A 15,501-nucleotide genomic window follows, 5' to 3' on the forward strand; every position below is an offset into this window, starting at 1 on the left:
CACCGCCCTCAGTGACCCCGCACCTTCACCGACCGCCGCCCCGCCGGGGGCTGCGGGTGCCAGGCAGGCCAGGAGCCGGTCCAGGTCGTCGCGGCGTCCAGACGGCGGTGCACCAGCGACAGCATCGAGAACAGGTCGAGCGCGTCCAGTTCCCCCACGCCCCGTCCCGCCGCCGCGGTCGAGTCGCCCGACGCGTTCGCCGCCCACGGCATCGAGCCGGAGAGCGACCTCGCCGCCGCACCCGTCACCCCGTGGACCCCCGCAGCATGGCGCCGCTCTTCCAGGCCATGGTGAATGGCAACGGCTCAGCCGAGCAGCAGGCCGAGGCCCGCGCCGCCCACGACCTGCCACCGCTCAGCGAAGCACTCGGCGACCTCGAACACCTCCCCGACCAGCGGTAACAGTGCGATCAGGCCAGGTCGCAGGCGAAGAAGCGTTCGGTTTGCTCGGTGTAGATCCCGGCCGGGACGCTGAACATCGTCAAACTGACGCCCTGCCCCTCCCGCAGCACCGTGAGGCCCTGCCGCTGGTAGTAGGTTTCCAGGCCGCTCCCGGCCCGAAACTGCCCGTACAGCAGCAGGTAGCGCAGTTGGGTGTAGATCTGGCGGCAGGTCGCGATGAGCGCCGCGGCGATCCCGCCCGAACGGTGGGCGGGATCGACGGCCACGGCCTTGAGCTTGATGACCTTCAGCAGGCCCACCAGTGCCTCCATGTCCGGGATGCCGATGTTGGACAGCACTCGCGCCGGCGGCAGCGCCACCAGCGCCCCTACCACGCCGTGTTCCGGGTGCTCAGCGACCAGGACACAGGACAGCCCGATGACCAGGTCTTCCACCGACCCTTCACCCTCCGCTGAGGCCGCCACCGCCATCTCATACGTCAGCGCCTCCGGGCCCTCTGCGAGTCCTTTCAGCACCGCCGCCCCAAGCCGCCCGTCTGGTATCGCGTCGGCGAGCCTGCTCTCCAGGTTGACCCCGCTCCCGGTCAACGCGACCAGGCGCCGAGCCGTCTCGACGTCCTCGACCCGCGCCATCCGGATCCGGACCCCGCTCGCCAGCACCAGCCCCTCCGCCAGACCGGCGGAGGTCAGCGCAGCGGCGCCGCTTCCCGCCCTCCAGGTGGCCGGCGGAGGCGCCGAGCGACGTCGGCGAGCAGCCTTGTTCTTCTTGGGATTGGGCCGTTTGGTGACCATGCCGGAAGCGTAAAGGTGCGGGCTCGTCCCCCGCTGTGGCCGCGAAGCCAGGTGCACGATGGCCGCACCAGCGCGCGGGCTATGACGCGGTGTACGCCGTCTTGTGGGAGTTCCCGGGCACAGCACGAGCAGAAGTACGAGCGGGAGCTCGCGAGCGCGCCGCCGAAGAGATCCGGGCATTCGCGGTGACGTGCGCCGACACGCTGACCGGGGCCGCGGGCGTCGTTCCGGCGCGGGCTACTCGCGGCCGCGGGGCGCATCGCGCCGAAGCCGACGCCGCCGGAGGTTTGCGGACGCGATCTCCGGCGGCCAGGCCGTGGTGTGCGGCCCGCCGCACAGGCGCGGCGGGCGCACACCACGCATGTCCTGCTGGGCCGACAGGTCAAGGCTCGCGGACGATGACGAACAGGAGGGCGCCGATCACACCCACCGCGCCGAGCGCGGCCGCTAGCTGCGGATCCCGGTAGGCGGCGTACCCCACCAGGATCAGGATGAGCAGGATGAGCAGGATGAGCAGCATCGTCGGGCTGATCGCGGGGGGCTCGGGCGGCTGCGCGTCCTCGGGGACTCGACGTAAGCTTCTAGACACTCGACCTCCATGGTTCGGGTACCGCGGCTCTCCCGTGCCTCTGCCAAAAGATCATCGGGAGGGCCGCGCTCATGTCTCGCGGCCCGGAGCCACGACCTAGTCTGCACGGTCCCGCGGCGCTTCCACACGTGTAAACGGCGGTGCGAACGCGCCGCGAACCGCGCTGCGGTCGCCGGGAAACGCTCCTCTTTGAACGGCGAGCGCCCGTTTCGGAGACTCCCAACCTGCAAGATCATTTAACCGGGCGGGCCCCGTAGTCCCTGCATACCGGGCACGGCCTCGCCCGCTCGTATCTCCTGGTCAGGTACTTAGTAGGGGTACATTCAGGAGGTCTCCGAGCGGCTCCAGTCACGGGCTGAATCCGGGCGTTCCGCAGTGGGGGAACCGGCCGCATCCGGCCAAATCCCGGAAGCGGAGGATCTCCTCGGTGTCGACCGTGCTAGCCGTCCCAGCAGATCGCCCCGCGCCTCATCCCCTGGAGGTGCCATCGTTGTCTGGGGTAGTTGATTGAACTAATAGGTCAGTGGTCTGGAGGCTGGTCCGCCATGTAAGGCAAGTAGATGATTCGCGTTCGGGGATGTGGCGGGGCCCGCAGGCTTCTCGGCCGCGCCGAGCTACGGACGTGGCGGGGAGTCGGTACCTGCAAGGGCGTCGGCGCCGACGGCCGTAAGCAAGGCAGGTGTGCCGATCTCTACGCCAGTTCGGGGATGTCTGCGCCAGACTCGTCGGATGGCGGGTGTAACGGACCTGGTGAGGCTGCGGCGGGATCTCCAAGGGCCCGCGGAGGCGTACGTGGCGGGCCATACCCACGGGGAGCTTGATGCGGCGTGCGAGCGCCTTGGGTTGCCGGTGCTGGCGCGTGAAGAAGGCGCTACGAAACGCAAGCGGTTCGAGCGGTGCTTCGCGGCTCTGCCGGACGACGGCCTGCCGGCCGTCGCTGAACGGATCCTCGGTTTGGAAGACCGCCCGCTGGATGCGAAGACCCGCAACGTCATCCAGGATGGGCTGTGGGCGGGGCAGCAGGTTCCAGAGATTTCTGTGCGCATCCGGCGGGAGATCGCCAGTGCCCTGGAGCCGCGGCTGCAGGACCTCATCGAGCAAGGCGACCGGTTCTGGATGCTGCTGGACCGCTTCTGGGTCCTCGACACCGACTTGAGCTTCCTGCTCAATGACGGCAGGGGCCTACGGGCACAGATCGACCAGCACGTGTTCCGCAACCCCGGCGACTGGACCGTCGTGGAGCTGTTCGAGCGGCTGGGGGCACTGAAAGCTGATCATCCGAGGTTCGCGCGGTTCCTGAGCACCCTGGTCTCCGCAGACGTCGTTCCCGATGTGCGCTTGCAATGGCGCCTGATCGAGATCCTCAATCCCCCTCTGCAAGACGCAGGTGCGGAGCTGCGTGAAACCGGGGTCGCTGAGGGCTATCCGGTGTTCACCATGGTGTCGACGCGTGCGAGGCGCAGCCGGCCGCCACGGGCTCTGATCTTCGCCACGCTATCCAAGCCCGACATTCGCATCGGAGACGTACTTGACCTGGACATCGAGATCCTCGGTTCTCGCAACGATGTGCTGTTCTACGACCGTCCCATCGACGGCGACGGGCTACTCTGGCGCGACCTGCACTGCTGGTGGAAAGACACCCGTCGAATCACCGACGACGCCCAGGCGAAGAAGTCGCTGTACCGTCGGCTCAAGGCATGCTTGCCGGCCCGTCTGGTCGAGGGGAAGAAGGAGCGGTACCCCGCGCAGGAGAACCTGTTCGATCTCTACTACGACCTACACGCCCAGGACATGCCCGGCCTGCCAGCCCTTCTGCCCGAAGCCTGGGTGCACTGGGATCCCAAATCGATCGGCGCTCGCGGCGACGCGGCGATGACGCACCACCGCATGGACTTCCTGCTCCTGCTGCCAGGCGGGCACCGCGTGGTCCTGGAGGTCGACGGGGTCCAGCACTACAGCTCCGCCGATGCCGCCAACGGCTGGAGAGACGCCAAAGCGGACCGGCAGGAGTATGCGCGGACGGTGCGCGGTGACCGCGACCTCAAGCTCTCCGGTTATGAGGTCTTCCGCTTCGGCACCGTGGAGCTGGACCATCGCGATGCCGCACGGGAACTGCTCCAAGGCTTCTTCGCAGCTCTCTTCCGGGAGTTCAAGGTCGTCCCTCAATAACTAGCCCAGCGCAAGTTCGGTCGGCCAAGCAGCAGGCATCCGTGCAGGCCAGTCCTGGTCTCTGGCGCGTCTCTAAGCGAGGGGGATTGCCCGATAGTGTGCAGCGCATGGCGGAGCACGATCCCTCAAGCGGCGGTGAGAACGACCCTGTGCAGGGCGCGCTGCCGCTGGCGGGGGCGTCCGAGTTGGGCGGGGGCCGTGAGGTCCCGTTTCCCGTCGCGTTGCTGGCCTTCTCCTCTGTTTCCGGCGTAGGGTATCGCGCGCTGCACTCACTCATCGGCGCCTACGGCAACGACCTGGGGCGGCTGCTCGGCGTCGCGCCCGAGGTGGCGGTTGAGCACCTGCGGGCTCGCAAGGCCCCCAAGGCGCTGGTCGAGGCAGTCAGTGGCCTTCCGCCGGGCTTGGTCGAACGTGCCCACGAGCACCTCGATCAGCTCGCGCGCAAGAACGTGCACGTGCTGGGCCCCGGCGAGTTGCCTGCCCGGCTGCTGCGGCTACCCGGCGGGCCGCGCTGGCTGTTCGTCCAGGGCGACCCGGCTGCATTGGTGCAGGGGCCGCATGTCGCGGTCGTGGGGACGCGGAACGCGTCTCCGGCGGGGATCGACGCGGCGAACGCAGTGGTGCGGACGATGGCGGCCTACCCGGTCACGGTCGTGTCCGGGCTGGCGAACGGGATCGACGCGGCCGCGCACGCCCGCGCTGTGGAGTTTGGGCTCCGCAACGTGGCGTTCCTCGGGCACGGCATCAACATCGTGTTCCCCGCCGAGACGGCGCAGCTGCGCGAACGCATCCTCGAACACGGAGGTGCGGTCGCGACCGAGTATCTGCCGGACGAGCGGTACCGCCGGCAGCAGTTCGTTCAACGCAACCGGCTGCAGGCCGGGCTGGGTGAGCTGGTCATCGCCGTCGAGGGACAGGCGTCGTCCGGGACTGCGCACACCGTCCGGTTCGCCGCTCAGTACGGCACTCCGGTGGTCGGCCTGTCCTGGCCGGGCGCCGGGGACCTGACTCGGCTGGTCGCAGATACCTCCGGCGGGCGGGTCCTGGAGATTTTCACCCCGGCCGCGCGCCGCGAGCTGGACACCATGGTCCGGTCGCTCGCCGAGCGGCACGGGCACGCCACCGATGCGCTGACGCTGGTGGAGCGGCAGCTCACCCGCGAAGCGGCCTGCCGCGATCTCCGCCAGGACGACCTGCTGCAACTGCAGGAGAAGATCCAACAGCTGTTGAACGAAAGGCGCTGACCCTGATGCCCGTTCGCGCTCTCATCATCGACTACAAGGTCCTTGAGCGGGGTGATGCTGCGGCGAACCGCGCGTTGCTCGGCTGGATCACCGGGCAGGGCCTGGACTGGTGCCTGTTCACTACCGATCCATTGGACGTCGCCGCGTGGTGCGCTGCCCACAGGTATCCGGAGCCGTCGGCGTATGTTCACCGAGGCATCGTCCCCGGCGGCCGAAACCGGGGCTCGACGGCCTGGGTGGATGAGGCTGCCGGGCAACTGCGAGTGCAGTGGCACGAACTGCTGTATGTCGGCAGCACCGTCCTGGACTGGCGCACCGCAGGCAACGCCGGTGTCCTGTACGTCCACGCGCTCTGGGCCGGCCGGCTGTCCGCCAGGCACAACGCGATCAGTGTTTCGGCCCCCGGCGAGGTCTCCGAGTTCGCGGAGGCGTTCTTGCTGGACGAGCCCCGATGGGCGTTTCAGGGCAGCGGCGACGGGTGGGAGTTGCGCTGCCTGCTGCCTGCGTCTGTCGTGCTGCCCTGCAGCGCGTCTGGTCAGATGTTCCGGCTGCAGGACGTCTTCACTTACGAGCGTCCGGTGGAAATCGGTGATCAGGACGCTCGCAGCGTGCTGATGCTGTCGGCCCTGGTGAACGTCTATCTCGAGGGGTTGATGACCGGCGGGGCATGGATCTGCGTCTATCCCAGTAGCAGCCCTGGCCGGGTCAGTGAGCAGTTGCAGGCGTTCCTGGAGCCTGCCTCGCACCTGTTCCACAACTACTACCGTGAGGATCTTCTCGTTCGCGCGGTTCGGGCCCCTGATACGAGTCGGGAGCGTGCCGCGGCGCGCAGGGAAGGGCGTCGGGCTCAGGTGTCGATCGCGACGCAGGCGACCACGGTGCACGTCGGAACCAACTACAGAGGCAGGCGGCTGAGAGGCAAGACAGTCATCGTCGCCGACGACTTCACCACTCATGGCATGTCCTTGAGTTGGGCGCAGACCTTGCTGGACATGGCCGGGGTCGAACAGGTGATCCTGCTGGCGGTCGGGAAGTACGGGAGCGCCCACCACACCTCGTATGCGCCTCTCGCCCAGGTGGAGCCATTTCAGGTCAACGAAGAGTTGGCCGAGCGTGACTTCGAGCCTGATGACGTGCCGTTGGAGCGCGATAGCCGTGCTGAGCAGCAGATGCGGGACCGGATCGCCCTGTTTCTCGCGTAGCGACGGCGCGTGCTGGCGTTCGTCGGTCGAGTGCAGGTTCGGCCTTTGAGTAGCGGAGCCGCTCGTCATCGGACGGCGGCGGCCTTTGAGGTGAAGGGGCTGCGGCCAGCGTGCCACGGCGCACCAGCATCGATGTGGCGGCGCATCCTGCCGCGACCAGGATGGTCGCCGACCCTCCCGGCAATGAACCCGGCCGCCAGCGCGGCATCACGGATCATGTGCTTGCAGGGATGATGGCCGGTTGTGGCCCGCATGGGGCTGGAGTCGGCCACTGTGCCGGACCCTGCTGAGGGGCATGTGCCGCCGCCGGATTGGCGGATCGAGCCCTCTGAGGGAGGCGCGGGCCGTTTCGTGCGCGCCTCCGCTCCGGCGAGCGGCTCCTGAGGAACCCGCTGCAGCGCCTTCGGGCAGCAAATGTTTCAGCTAGTGATCGTTCCTCGACACCTGATCGAGCGTCGCGGGCCGTCGTCCATCTGGCGGGTACCTCGAACCAGAGAATCCGATGAGCGCTGAATTGCACGATCGGGCCGGTTCCGCGCTCTTTGTAGGTGATGCGTGCCGCGGCCGATGTCGGCCGCGGGCCTATGAAGGGATTCGGGGATGGGGACGGCACTAGGAACAGGGCTTGGGATGGTGGCGCTCGCTGTCGGGATACGAGTGCTGCTGGGGGCCGCGGCCATGCTGGTGGGAACTGCGCGCCAACTGCTGGTGGAACAAGCGCGGCGGCGGACTCTGCTGGCGGTCTCCCAGGCCGTCCCGGAAGGAAGCGTGCTTGTGGACAAACGACCTGATGGCAGCAAGCTCACCCTCCGGACCGGTGCGGCCACCGTGTCGGCACCGGCCACGGAGGCGAGGCGATGAGCGCCGAGGCGCATGCCGAACCACCGCCACATGAGGACCTCGACGCCCGGTACGGCAAGCTGATCGAGGCGCAATGGCCGAAGCTGCTCGCCCTGTGCCTGGCCTACGGCCGGTCTCGGCCCGAGGCCGAGGACATCGTGCAGGAGGCGTTCTTACGCTTCCACGAACGACGCGCCAGCATCGAGCGCCCGGCCCCCTACCTGCGGGTGACCGTCGTGCGGCTGCTGGTTCCCCGCGTGCGTGAGCGCCCCGGTGCCGAGATCGGCGTTGCGACCGCCTCCGATCAGTGCGGCATCGATGACTTCCTCGGGCATCACCTCATTGGCACGGCGCTGGAGCAGCTCCCCCCACGACAGCGCAAGGTGTTCACCCTCGACCTCGTCGGATTCGTCACCGCAGAGATTGCTGAAATGCTGGGCATGGAACCCGCGACCGTACGATCCACCCTCCGGTTCGCCAAGGTAAGGCTGCGCAAATGGTGGGCCGAGCACGGAGAGGAACCGCGATGATCACCAGCGATCAGACCGCCAAGGAGGCGCTGCGCGCCGACTTCGACCAGCTGGCCGACGACATCCGCGCCAACACGGACATGGACCGAGTGAAGGCCCGGCTGTATGCGGCCATGCGGCAGCGCCCGCCGATCCCTGCGCCGCCGGCTGAACCCCAGCCGACACCCCTAGCCAGGCGCACCGGTGAGCGGCCCCTGTCGGACGTCCGATTCCTCACCGTGGCCGAGGTTGCCGCGATCATGCGGGTATCGAAGATGACCGTCTACCGACTGACGCACGCGGGCGAACTGCCCGCCATCCGCGTCGGCCGCTCCTTCCGAATCCCCGAGCAAGCGGTGCACGACTACCTGCGCGACGCCAACGAGCGCAACCAAGCGATGTGAACTCGCTTTCGGTTCGGCCTGGCTATCTTGGATCGAAGACCGTCGATCCCCGGCGGCCGCTGGGTCGACGTGGGGGTGATCGTGTCGTTCGGTCGGCAGCCCGCCGCTCCCCGCATTCGACGCGGGCTGAGTCAATGCTGGGGCTTGGTGACGGCTCGCGAGGCGATCGGCGGCTGAGCCTCTCTCGGCTGGTTGGCATGTCGCTTCCGGTGAACCGGCCAGCCGCCAAGTCGGTTTGTGATGCAGGGGTGAGGCAGGCGGTGGTCAGATGACGGTGGTGCGCAGGGCGGATGGGACGCTACTGGCCGGCTTTAGCGTGCATCAGGATGGTGTGATCGGTTGCGGTGCCCGCGTTGTGACATCTACCGACCCCGACTACGAGGAGCTGTCCGTCGTCGCGATCAGCGAGATCGAATGGGCGGCGGCCGCTGACCCCGATCATCCCGACAACGTCCGAGCCAGCGCGTATCTGCGGGCTCGGCATCAGGCCGAGGCCGTGCGGGATTTCGCAGTCCGGCTCGACGATGGTCGCCTGCTGCTCCCCGAGCAGTACTGGTGGGAACCGCATCTGCTGTTCACCATCGGTCGAGATCACCCTGATTACCGACGATGGGCCGCCACAGCAGTGCCGGACGCCCGATGGCATCGCAGCTGGTGGCGTGGCCCGCTGCCCGGCGGCCGGTAGCGCATCTGAACCAGGCCAGGCCCCGCGGGTTGCGTCCACGGAGGTGGTGTATGAGTTCGACCTGGTCAGAGGGCGTGGCGTCGTGACGTGAGACGGCCATCGCGTGATCCTTCGAATCGACCAAGATCAGAAGGAGAGGAACGCGATGGCCGTGGACAACAGTGTGGACCCTGCGGGCTGGCTGGCCGAGCAGATCGGGGCGTGTGAGCCCGATGTGTTGCGGTCGATGGTCAAGACGATGGCCGAGGCGCTCATGAGCGCGGAGGCCGATGCGGTGTGCGGCGCCGACTACGGGCAGCGCTCGGACGAGCGGGTCAACCGACGCAACGGCTACCGGGTCCGGGACTGGGACACCCGCGCAGGCACCGTCGAGCTGGCGATCCCCAAGCTGCGGTCGGGATCCTACTTCCCCGAGTGGCTGCTGGAGCGGCGTCGCCGCGCCGAGCAGGCCCTTGTTTCGGTGGTGGCCACCTCCTATCTGCTGGGCGTCTCGACGCGGCGGGTGGACAAGCTGGTCGAGCAGATGGGCATCAAGGGCATCTCCAAAAGCCAGGTCAGCGAGATGTCCAAGGTGCTGGACGCCGACACAGGTCGCCGCGTTCCGCAACCGGCCGTTGGAGGGCGGCCCGTATGCGTTCGTGTGGGTCGATGCCCTGACGCAGAAGGTCCGTGAGGGCGGCCGGATCGTGAACGTGCACGTGCTGGTGGCCACCGGTGTCAACGCCGACGGGCGCCGCGAGATCCTCGGGGTCGAGGTGAGCTCGGCCGAGGACGGCGCCGGGTGGCTGGCGTTCCTGCGCGGCCTGGTGGCCCGCGGCCTGACCGGTGTCCAACTGGTCATCTCCGACGCCCACGCCGGCCTGGTCGAAGCGATCGGATCAACGCTGCTCGGCGCGGGCTGGCAGCGGTGCCGCACCCACTACCTGCGCAACCTGCTGACCAGGGTGCCCAAGTCGGCGCAGCCGTGGGTGGCCACGCTGGTGCGCACCATCTTCGACCAGCCCGCCGCCGAAGAAGTCCACGCCCAGCACGCCCGCGTCGTCGCTTCACTGGAGGCCAAGCCCCCCGACGCGGCCGAGCACCTGGACGCCGCCCGCGGCGACCTGCTCGCCTTCACCGGCTTCCCGCGCCAGCTCTGGCGGCAGATCTGGTCGAATAATCCCCAGGAGCGGCTGAACAAGGAGATCCGCCGGCGCACCGATGTGGTCGGGATCTTCCCCGACCGGGCCGCGATCGTCCGCCTCGTCGGCGCCGTCCTGATGGAACAGACCGACGAATGGACCGAGGCCCGCCGCTACATGGGCCTGGACTTCCTGGCCAAAGCCCGCCTTCGAGTAATCGACGGCAACACACCCGACCCCGAGGTCGACCAGCGAGAACTCACCGCTTAACCTGCAGAAACAGGATCACGCGAAGATCAACTCTTACACCACTCCAGTGGACGTGACCGCCCCGCGAGACCGCCAGGACGCCCGCCTGATCCGCCCTGCCCTCCCGCTCGGTTCTAGATTCCGTGCGTTCGCAGGCACTGCGGTTGACGCTCTCCGATGAGGCAGCATCACCGGCGCCGGCCCCTCGCGTGTCCGTCGGACGACCGTTTCCTTAATGTCCGGGAAGGGTGCTTGAATCCCGTCGTGAAGGACGTGATGCACCACTGGCTTCCTGATCGCCACCTCGGCGTCGCGGCCACGCTGTCGCACGCGGACGAGCTGATCGGGCAGGTCGCCGACTTGCTTTTCGACTATCAGACCCAGCCCGGCGGTGTCGTGGGCCTGATGGAGGTGCCAGCGGGTCCGTTCAGCCGGTCCGTCGTCGAACGAGTGGCTCCGATTTCCCGCAAGGTCCCGTTACTGGTGGCCGACGCGCTGGTGGCACTACGCGCCGCCCTCGAGCACACTCTGTTTGCCGAGGTCGAGTTCCTGGACGGCTCATCGCTGGACGAGACGGCGGCCAGGCTCGTCGACATGCCCGCCTCGGACACCTACGAGAAGTTCCAGGAGTGGAAGAACAAGCGTGCGAAGAAGGGCCCGCCGTCATTGCGGGTTGGCAGCGAGCTCATGCGGCGGATCGACGGTCTGCAGCCCTTCCACCGTCGGAGCGACCCTCATATGCACCCTCTGGCCCGGCTGGTCCTCCACACCAACCATGCGAAGCACAGGACGCCGGCGCTCACGGCCGTCCGTATAGCCGCCATGTACCGGGACGACCAGCGGCCTCAGTCGATCCGTGACCTTGCGCCGCGCTCGGAGGAGCCGCTGCGTGTCGGCGACGTCATCGCCCAGATTCCGATAGGCACCCAGGTCCCCATGACCTTGTTCCCGACGGTCGGGATCAACCGGCCGGGCACGGACCGGTGGCCGGTGCTTATGCAGGAACTCGACGAGATTTCCCACTGGGTCCGCACCCAGGCGGTGCCGCGCCTGGTGACGGGCATGGAGCCGCCCGAGCCCGCGCTCCCGACGCACTACGAGATCGCCGTCGGGCACGAGAACGAGCGTCGGGCGATTGCGGCGGGGTCGACGACTTCGGCCGCAGAGCGTCACAAGCAGCGCTTGGAGGCGGCGTCGGTCCGCGCTGACCTTGCTGACATGATCAGTCGAATGAACGGCTCTCCGAGCGTCGGTCAGATCACGGCCTGGCTGGTTCAGCTGACCGACGAGGAGGTGCTCGATCAGGTGGCGCGGCTGAAGGCGACCGTCCATGACCCCGACGTGATGCTGCGCAACTTCGAGGTCATCAAGGGCCTGCGCGACGAGGCTCTGGAGTTCCGTCGTGACGGCAACCTCCCACCGAGTGGTGCTGGATGAGTGCAGCCACATGACCGTCGCGATGTTCGATCGCGCAGATCCCTCGATGTGGCACGCCCAGCCGAGCCTGTTGCCAAGGAGCCGGCTGAGAGTCGCGTTGAGCAAGTAGAACAACTCCCGATCCCGGATGGGGCGGGCGGATGGCGTCGTGCGGCTAGCGCGGGTTGTTCGGTTTGACCCTGAGGGGTGATCCCAACGTCACCGCCGCTGGTCGTCGGCGACGGCCCGGATCTGGAACCGGCTTGGGTCGCCGGGTCTGATTTGGTCGGTGAGGCGGGTTGCGACGCTCCATCGCAGGAGTTGGGTGACGGTTTGCGGCGTCACTTGTCTGTCGAGATGGTCACTGGCCAAGTCGGCCAGCGTGCCGGGGTCGCCGTCGAAGTATCCGTCGGTGGTCTGGGTGAGCACCGCCATCCAGATGCTTCGCCAGGTTTTGCGGCGGTCCTCGGGCCAGCGGGCCGCGCATTCGTCGAATGCGCGCATGCGTGGGTCATAGGTCAGTTCGATCCGTGCTCTGGCGGCCGGGCACGGTGCTGGCAGGGGCTCCGGCAGGGGTGCCTCGGTGAGGTCATTGGCTGGTTTGCGTCGGTTCCGCTTGCCTTTGATCTGCAGGGTCTCGGGTCCGCCGGGCTCGGTTGGCGTGGCCAGTACTTGTAGCTGGCCGCTCAGACGCAGCGTGCGCATGACTTCCGCCATCCTGGCCTTGCGGTTCTTGTCCCATGGCCTGGTCGCGGTCACGTAGCCGCACCCCACGGCGACCTGCCGGCGTGGCAGCCGGACGACGCCGTCTTGGTCGGCGACCGAGGCCAGGAACCGCATCACCGCCTCGGCCAGTGAGGAGCGTCGCGGCGTCCTTCGAGCGGCCGGCACTCGGGCCGGAGCCGGGGCCTGGGGGAGCGCGGGCGGTTGCGGGCGTTGTGCTCGTCGGACGGCCAGTTCTGGAGGGACCCATCCGGCCGCCGCTCGGCGGTTGCGTTCCTGGATCGACAGGCGGCGTGATGGGTGCAGTGCGCGCTGCTCTTGGCCGTCCTGCACGCAGCTGGTCCCCGGCAAGGCACCGCAGACCGGGCACATCAGATGCCAGGTGGGGTATTCGGGATCTTGTCGTTCGGCACGCAACAGGTACAACGCCGACGCTCCCTTCTTGACGCCAGACGGTGACAGGGTCGTGCAGGGGTCGAGCATTTGATCACCTTGATGGCGAGCGCGGGCAGGGAGCGGCACGACACGCAGGGACTTCATCTACTGGCCGAACCGTCGCCGACCCGTCAGAGGGCGTTGACCGATCACCGGGGCCAAGACCGAACGAAAGAGCCCGCTGCGGCATGCGAACGGTTGCCTGCAGAACGGTGTGCCACGGGTACCGCTGATCACTTCGTTGTCGGCTCGGTAAGCCTGGCTTCCAGGTCGGCGATCATCTGGGTGAGCAGGCTGGTGTTCTCGCGCCGGACCGCCTGGGGTCCGAGTTCGTCGATGCCGGTGACTTTGGTGATGCACTCGTCGGCGGCCTGGGCCATCGTCTGGAACTCGTCACGGGCGATCGAGTGGGTGTTGGCGGCTTCGAAGGTGGTCGCGCGGTGCATATCCTTCACCGACGTCATCGCCGCTCGTGCGGCCGCCATCGCGTCGCGGGCGCTGAACTGGTCGCCGTTGCCTTGGCGCATGTAGCGGGTGGTGAAGACCCGGCGGCGCTTGGGGTCAGCCGACGGCATGAACCGCTCCAGCCGGTCGCCCCGGTCGGCGGCGATCACCCGAACCAGCCGGACCGCCCGCTGCAGCCGGGGCTTGCTCTTGATCCCGACCCCTTTGCCGATGTCGTCGTAGGACAGTTCCTGGCCGTGGTTGCTGAGCAGCCACATCATCACGTCCGCGACGTCGGTCTCGGCCTGCGTCCAGCCGGCGGCGTTCCGTCGCGGGCTCACCGCAGTCCGCCGCTGTCGTCCAGGAACGCCGCCAGGGCGGCGTCGTCCAGGGCCGCCCCGGTGGCCAGGTCCCGGACGGCCGCGATGGCGGTCTCGACGCCGTCGCAGAGCTCGGCAATGGCCTCGGCCCGCTCCGGGGTGAAGTTGATGTGCTGCTTGCTCAACCGGGCCAGCGCCCGGGCGGCGGCCATCTTGATCTCGCCGATGGCGTTGAACACCTCCATCGACGCATCGGCCTGGTTCCCGTTCCGGGCGGCCCGGGCCGCCGCGGCGATGGATTCCCGCTCGCTGCGGTGGGCGTCGAACTCGCCGGTCCGCTGCGCGGCGACCGCGTCGGCGGCCTCGCGGTCGGCCGCGTCTGCGCTGGCCTGACGGGCGTCGAACTCCGCCAAGGCATCCCGGGCCGCCGCCCGGGTCGTCTCGTCGGCCAGCAGCGCGTTCTTGACCGCGCTCGGGTGGGTGATGACGTAGGTGATGGCTGAAGGCCGGATCCCGGACGCCTCAGCCTCCCGCTCGATGTTCTCGCGCCGCTCGGCCGACATGTTCCTGGTCTCCCAGCCGCGGTAGTAGCCGTCCTTGCCGTAGAACGGATACTTCTTGAGGTCGGGAAGCTCGGTCTGTTCACCGGGCTGCAGGTCCAGGGCGTGTGGAAATAGGCCATCGGTGGCCTCGGCCAGCCGGTTCCATGCCCGCCAGAGGGCCATGACCCGCTTGGCGCTGGTGTCGGCCCGCTTAGCGAACTCCCGCGCGCTGATCCGCAGGAAAGTGTTTCGGCCGAAACACTTTGTGGACTCCTGTTCGAACCCGACCCCGTCACCTTCCCCGGGCAGGACACGTCTGGCGACCAGGTAGGCCAGCATCCATGGGCCCGACTGCTCGATGCTGGTGAACTGGGCGATGTCGTCGGCCAGGGCCTCCTCGCCGTCATCGCCGGTCGGCGCGGTCCCCTGCTCAAGCTGGGCCTGCTTGGGCGGGTCCGGCTCGGGCGTCCAGTAGCCCTCCTCGGTGTTCATCAGGTGGCCTGGTGCGCCATAGCCTGTCGGGCTGCGGCCGGGCTGCGGCGGCTGGTGCGCGCGGCGGCAGCCGGGATCGCGCTGACCTGGCGGGCCCAGGCCATGAACACGTCCAGGTCGCCGAGCGCGACCGAGACGTCGACCTGCTCTGCGGGGTCGAGCTTGACGATGCTCGCAGGAAAGCGCTTGGCCAGCCGTCCGGCTTGTCCGGCCAGCGCGGTCAGGGCCGCGACCAGCGCGGCGCCACTTCCCGCCTGGGGCTGGGCGGACGGAATCTGGGACTGCTGCTCGGCCTTCTCGGTCCTGCGGGCCTCGAGCGCGGCGGTCACCTCGGCGCGGGTCACCTTCTCCTGGATGGCCAGGTAGTTGACCAGGTCGTCCCGGTTGGGGCTGTGCTGGACCTCGGTGACGTAGTCGGCGACCTCGTTGTCGGCGTCGCGGGCTGCTGGGTCCATGACCGCGGCCAGCGGCGGCGCCGTGCCCAGCACGGTCTGGTAGGTGGCCAGGTTGACCCGGTCGACCCCGGCGTTGCGGGCGTCGGCGATCAGATGATGCAGCTTGGCGTAGCCGGGATCGGGAACAAGGCCGCCTCGCGGGCGGGCGCCCTCCCGCAGCACGCTGTAGGAGACGAAGACACCGGACTCTTCCAGGTGCTTGCGCAGGTCGGGGGTGACCGCCGCCGCGGTCGCCCGCCACTGCTTGGCTGTGCTCACCGACAGGCCGGTCCGCTCGCAGAACGCTCCGAGCGCAGTGGCGTTGTCGGCCCACTCGGCCGCAAGGATGTCGCCGATGGCCAACTGCCCGGCGCGGCGCGCGATCATCAGACGGCGGCATTCGCGCACGTCGTGCTCAGTGAACCTCAACCCAACCCCCGACCGGAGCCTGACCAATGACGAGCACGCAGTGTAAGCGCATGGATACGGGT

The 15,501-nt window shown here is 68.3% G+C and carries 15 protein-coding genes and 1 pseudogene; 9 read left to right on the forward strand and 7 right to left on the reverse strand.

Annotation, left to right across the window (positions count from 1 at the left end):
* Positions 1 to 8: 8 nt before the first annotated feature.
* Positions 9 to 248, reverse strand: a complete 240-nt coding sequence (locus K4S16_RS45330) for a hypothetical protein (protein ID WP_200842390.1) — start codon at positions 246 to 248, stop codon at positions 9 to 11.
* 3 nt (positions 249 to 251) lie between these two features.
* Between K4S16_RS45330 and K4S16_RS44760 the strand changes: the two genes are divergently transcribed.
* Positions 252 to 401, forward strand: a complete 150-nt coding sequence (locus tag K4S16_RS44760) for a hypothetical protein (protein ID WP_160161198.1) — start codon at positions 252 to 254, stop codon at positions 399 to 401.
* Positions 402 to 409: 8 nt separating this feature from the next.
* On the opposite strand, the gene K4S16_RS40270 is transcribed toward K4S16_RS44760, so the two are convergent.
* Both K4S16_RS40270 and K4S16_RS40275 read right to left on the reverse strand, forming a co-directional pair.
* Positions 410 to 1,192 (reverse strand): GNAT family N-acetyltransferase, encoded by a 783-nt coding sequence (locus K4S16_RS40270; protein ID WP_149264377.1) that lies wholly within the window; start codon positions 1,190 to 1,192, stop codon positions 410 to 412.
* A gap of 382 nt (positions 1,193 to 1,574) precedes the next feature.
* Positions 1,575 to 1,781 carry a hypothetical protein gene (locus K4S16_RS40275; RefSeq protein WP_149264378.1) on the reverse strand — a complete coding sequence of 69 codons (207 nt, stop codon included), beginning with the start codon at positions 1,779 to 1,781 and terminating at the stop codon, positions 1,575 to 1,577.
* Between the two features lie 792 nt (positions 1,782 to 2,573).
* Between K4S16_RS40275 and K4S16_RS40280 the strand changes: the two genes are divergently transcribed.
* The 8 genes and pseudogenes from K4S16_RS40280 (at position 2,574) to K4S16_RS40315 (ending at position 11,641) form a co-directional block, all read left to right on the forward strand.
* Positions 2,574 to 3,950, forward strand: coding sequence for a hypothetical protein (locus tag K4S16_RS40280; protein WP_200842391.1), 1,377 nt, complete (start codon positions 2,574 to 2,576; stop codon positions 3,948 to 3,950).
* Positions 3,951 to 4,057: 107 nt separating this feature from the next.
* Positions 4,058 to 5,194, forward strand: a complete 1,137-nt coding sequence (locus K4S16_RS40285; RefSeq protein WP_149264380.1) for a DNA-processing protein DprA — start codon at positions 4,058 to 4,060, stop codon at positions 5,192 to 5,194.
* Positions 5,195 to 5,199: 5 nt separating this feature from the next.
* Entirely contained in the window at positions 5,200 to 6,396 is a 1,197-nt protein-coding gene (locus K4S16_RS40290) for a hypothetical protein (protein WP_149264381.1), read from the forward strand.
* Positions 6,397 to 7,253: 857 nt separating this feature from the next.
* On the forward strand, positions 7,254 to 7,766 hold the full coding sequence (locus tag K4S16_RS40295) for an RNA polymerase sigma factor (protein ID WP_149264382.1): 513 nt from the start codon (positions 7,254 to 7,256) through the stop codon (positions 7,764 to 7,766).
* A 194-nt stretch (positions 7,767 to 7,960) separates the two neighbouring features.
* Positions 7,961 to 8,149 (forward strand): helix-turn-helix domain-containing protein, encoded by a 189-nt coding sequence (locus tag K4S16_RS46170; protein ID WP_268843304.1) that lies wholly within the window; start codon positions 7,961 to 7,963, stop codon positions 8,147 to 8,149.
* A gap of 268 nt (positions 8,150 to 8,417) precedes the next feature.
* On the forward strand, positions 8,418 to 8,834 hold the full coding sequence (locus tag K4S16_RS40305) for a hypothetical protein (RefSeq protein ID WP_149264383.1): 417 nt from the start codon (positions 8,418 to 8,420) through the stop codon (positions 8,832 to 8,834).
* A 145-nt stretch (positions 8,835 to 8,979) separates the two neighbouring features.
* A pseudogene (locus tag K4S16_RS40310) lies at positions 8,980 to 10,225 on the forward strand (IS256 family transposase).
* A 243-nt stretch (positions 10,226 to 10,468) separates the two neighbouring features.
* Positions 10,469 to 11,641 carry a hypothetical protein gene (locus K4S16_RS40315; RefSeq protein ID WP_149264384.1) on the forward strand — a complete coding sequence of 391 codons (1,173 nt, stop codon included), beginning with the start codon at positions 10,469 to 10,471 and terminating at the stop codon, positions 11,639 to 11,641.
* A 198-nt stretch (positions 11,642 to 11,839) separates the two neighbouring features.
* Here K4S16_RS40315 and K4S16_RS40320 read toward each other — a convergent pair whose 3' ends face one another.
* The 4 genes from K4S16_RS40320 to K4S16_RS40335 all read right to left on the reverse strand — a co-directional run bounded on the left by K4S16_RS40320 (position 11,840) and on the right by K4S16_RS40335 (position 15,439).
* Positions 11,840 to 12,826 carry a hypothetical protein gene (locus K4S16_RS40320; protein WP_149264385.1) on the reverse strand — a complete coding sequence of 329 codons (987 nt, stop codon included), beginning with the start codon at positions 12,824 to 12,826 and terminating at the stop codon, positions 11,840 to 11,842.
* Positions 12,827 to 13,011: 185 nt separating this feature from the next.
* Positions 13,012 to 13,563 carry a hypothetical protein gene (locus K4S16_RS40325; RefSeq protein ID WP_149264386.1) on the reverse strand — a complete coding sequence of 184 codons (552 nt, stop codon included), beginning with the start codon at positions 13,561 to 13,563 and terminating at the stop codon, positions 13,012 to 13,014.
* Positions 13,560 to 14,576, reverse strand: coding sequence for a hypothetical protein (locus K4S16_RS40330; RefSeq protein WP_149264387.1), 1,017 nt, complete (start codon positions 14,574 to 14,576; stop codon positions 13,560 to 13,562). Before K4S16_RS40330 ends, K4S16_RS40325 begins: the two co-directional genes overlap by 4 nt.
* On the reverse strand, positions 14,576 to 15,439 hold the full coding sequence (locus K4S16_RS40335; protein ID WP_149264388.1) for a hypothetical protein: 864 nt from the start codon (positions 15,437 to 15,439) through the stop codon (positions 14,576 to 14,578). The genes K4S16_RS40330 and K4S16_RS40335 overlap by 1 nt, the downstream gene beginning before the upstream one ends.
* Positions 15,440 to 15,501: the final 62 nt, after the last annotated feature.

Origin of the sequence: Actinomadura sp. K4S16, from assembly GCF_008327685.1 — a bacterium.
In the GTDB taxonomy this organism is placed as follows: domain Bacteria; phylum Actinomycetota; class Actinomycetes; order Streptosporangiales; family Streptosporangiaceae; genus Spirillospora.